General features: G+C 42.1%; 3 protein-coding genes and 1 pseudogene. 1 reads left to right on the top strand and 3 read right to left on the bottom strand.

Annotated features, from left to right (window positions below; all coding sequences use genetic code 11):
- Positions 1-376, bottom strand: a pseudogene (locus RRG12_RS42685) (DUF1957 domain-containing protein); the annotation flags it as partial.
- Positions 377-689: 313 nt separating this feature from the next.
- Here RRG12_RS42685 and RRG12_RS42680 point away from each other — a divergent pair.
- Positions 690-1,205, top strand: a complete 516-nt coding sequence (locus tag RRG12_RS42680) for a DUF7638 domain-containing protein (RefSeq protein WP_420761144.1) — start codon at positions 690-692, stop codon at positions 1,203-1,205.
- Positions 1,206-1,296: 91 nt separating this feature from the next.
- Here RRG12_RS42680 and RRG12_RS42675 read toward each other — a convergent pair whose 3' ends face one another.
- Positions 1,297-1,866, bottom strand: coding sequence for a Uma2 family endonuclease (locus RRG12_RS42675; RefSeq protein WP_420761143.1), 570 nt, complete (start codon positions 1,864-1,866; stop codon positions 1,297-1,299).
- 44 nt (positions 1,867-1,910) lie between these two features.
- Positions 1,911-2,651, bottom strand: a complete 741-nt coding sequence (locus tag RRG12_RS42670) for a Uma2 family endonuclease (RefSeq protein ID WP_420761142.1) — start codon at positions 2,649-2,651, stop codon at positions 1,911-1,913.
- Positions 2,652-2,688 lie beyond the last annotated feature (37 nt).

Raw genomic sequence — 2,688 nt, 5'->3', positions numbered from 1 at the left:
CGCCGTAGCGTTCCCACAACTGACGCGCTTCGCTGAACTCAGTCGCATAATGTTCGGCTAAATAACGAAGATGTCCGTTGTTGACATTATGTTCTGCTTCTAGTGCTATAAGTTCTTCTAGTTGAGCTAAGTGTGCTTCGTAGCGTTCTTGAAGTAGAGGATCACGCAGCATCGACACTAAAGGCGGTGTCATACTCATCGTGATTTTAAAGTCGATACCGTCTCGCTTTAAGCCTTCAAATACTTTCAATAAGGGGATGTAGGTTTCTGTGATGGCTTCATAGAGCCATTCTTCCTCCAGCACGTAGTCACTTTCCGGGTGACGAACGAAGGGCAGATGTGCGTGGAGTACAAGCGCGACGTAGCCGATAGACATAGTGATTTTGGGGTGATACTTGTAAGTTGAAGGTCGAGAGGTTTGGCTGAAATTAACAATATTTTAAGACTTTATGGGGATCGTAAGAATAGTTTTCAATTGAGTTAATTACAGTGTTTGTAGGGGTACAGCCAACATTGTTGTGCCTCCACTGCGTGTTTTTACTGTCACGTAAAAACGTAAACTCAGTATTTCCCAAAATTTTGTGATTTGAACATTACACAGATGGTAAGCGTTCAGGGGGCCTACTGAGATCAATCGAAGAGTACAGTACATACTGTTTGCTAAGACTGTATAATAATGAGTTTTTATTATGTCCTTCTCTAACACGATCTATCGCATAGTTGATGGCGTAACCATTCCTGGCGTATTTCTGCAAGCCTTTATCAACAATGGAGACCACTATTATGTTACTGAAATTAAAGTCTATAAAGACGGCAGAATTGATTGCTGGGGGATGGTTGACTTTGATGGTTTCAAAGAAAAGGTGAGCAAAGGTTGGGTTAGAACTCATCTGCCTGAAGGAGCAAGAGTCTCAATGATGGTGTCTGGTCTTAATTTTACCGCCCATCAAGTGAAGTCAAGAGTTGAGGAGCAGGAGTTTGTTAAAGAAGTTGAAGACGAGATCCGACGACTCAATGGGCAGCTAACAACAGGAGAGATTTGCCGACAGGCATTAACACAATATAAGCATGAGCCAAACGAGGCAAATAAGGAGTATTTGCGCCAAGCCTATGATGCTGTTCCTAAGCACTGTCGCATATATTTAGGTGATATGGACGACAAAGATTCGGAATATCGCTCAATTCTAAACAGATGGAGCGACTAGGAGGAACCAACATCGGTACAACATTTCTTGGAACCGCAGGACAGGGGTAATCGGATACGAGGCAGAGGTTATCTCCACTCCTCAACTGTTTCTATACAAAAAAATGCTTAACTCGAACGCCAAAACCTGGTAACAGTGGTGATGTGATTTCGTCATCAGCCAACAAGGTTGCTATCAGTTTTAATTGGGCAGCTTCTCTGCGGTAAACTTCTAGCTGCTGTAATTGCCAATTTGCAATCCAATATTCTTGCACTCCTGTGGATGAGTATAGTTTCAGCTTGGCTTCTCGATCTCGACGTTCGTTAGTTGTCCCAGGAGAAAGCACTTCCACAATGAGTTCTGGCGCTCCTCTCAAATGCCCTTCCTCATCTAGCAATTGTGCTAAACGCTCACGACTAATCCAAACTACATCGGGTATGACATTATCGGCATCTGTAAAAATTATGCCGGGAGTTGTAATAGGTTCACCTAGTTTACTGGAACGAGACCAAATTTCCAATTCTAAATGAATATTACCAGCAGTTCGCTGATGTTTCCAGTGAGGCGCTCTAGTCACAAATAGTTCTCCGTCAATAATTTCATAGCGCTTCCATTCATCAGTTGTGAGTAATTCTAAGTCTGAGGTTGTCCAACGGACTTGATCGGATATTGTTTGGTTCATAGCACTATTTTTTCATGCCTAGTTTAGAGATAAAATTCTATTTTTCAGAATATTTGCTCAGGATCAATACCTGCGGCTCGCAAGCGTTCTGCCAATATTGCAGCCCGTTGACGTTCTTCTTCTAGTTGTTGATTTGCTTGCTGTAACTGTTGGTTTGCTTGCTGTAACTGTTGATTTGCTTCTTCCTCTGGTAACATGACCAGCTGCCTATCTTGTGTAAAAAAGCGTAATTTGCCCAAAGATACTGCTAAATACAGCCCTAACTGTTGACTCCACAACCAACCTGACTCAGTGGGTACAATGTCTTGATATTGCCCATCAACTAAGTGAAATCCCTGTAATTCTAGGTTGTTTGGGTCAAACCAAAAGTAATCTGGAGTACGAAATGTATTCTGGTAAATTTGCTTTTTCAAACCTTTATCAACCGAGGCAGTGGAATCAGATAACATCTCAATAATCACATTGGGATATTTACCGTCTTCTTGCCACACAACCCAGCTTTTGCGGTCTTTTTTTTCTGTATCTAAAACCAGAAAGAAATCAGGGCCTCGAAATTCTTCTGACTTTTTCTGATTAGGACTGAAATAAATCGTCAGGTTGCCGGTAGCATAAAAATCCTGACGATCGCGCCACCACCATTTAATCAGGCGGATGAGTAAATCTATTTGTTCGCGGTGTAAATCAGATTCCAAGGGGGGTTCGTCACTATAGATGTCACCTGGTGGGAAAATTATACTCTCAGTGACATCTTCTAAACTAGGGGTGACAGCAAAGGGCTGAGACATACAAGATAGTTTTTATGTTTGTATCTATGCTATCGTG

It is taken from the genome of Nostoc sp. CALU 546 (assembly GCF_048836525.1).
This window is presented reverse-complemented; position numbering and strand designations above follow the sequence as displayed.

Excerpts from the sequence above, each read along its gene's own strand:
- RRG12_RS42680 (WP_420761144.1), top strand. The coding sequence starts at position 690 with ATGTCCTTCTCTAACACGATCTATCGCATAGTTGATGGCGTAACCATT.
- RRG12_RS42670 (WP_420761142.1), bottom strand. The coding sequence starts at position 2,651 with ATGTCTCAGCCCTTTGCTGTCACCCCTAGTTTAGAAGATGTCACTGAG.
- RRG12_RS42675 (WP_420761143.1), bottom strand. The coding sequence starts at position 1,866 with ATGAACCAAACAATATCCGATCAAGTCCGTTGGACAACCTCAGACTTA.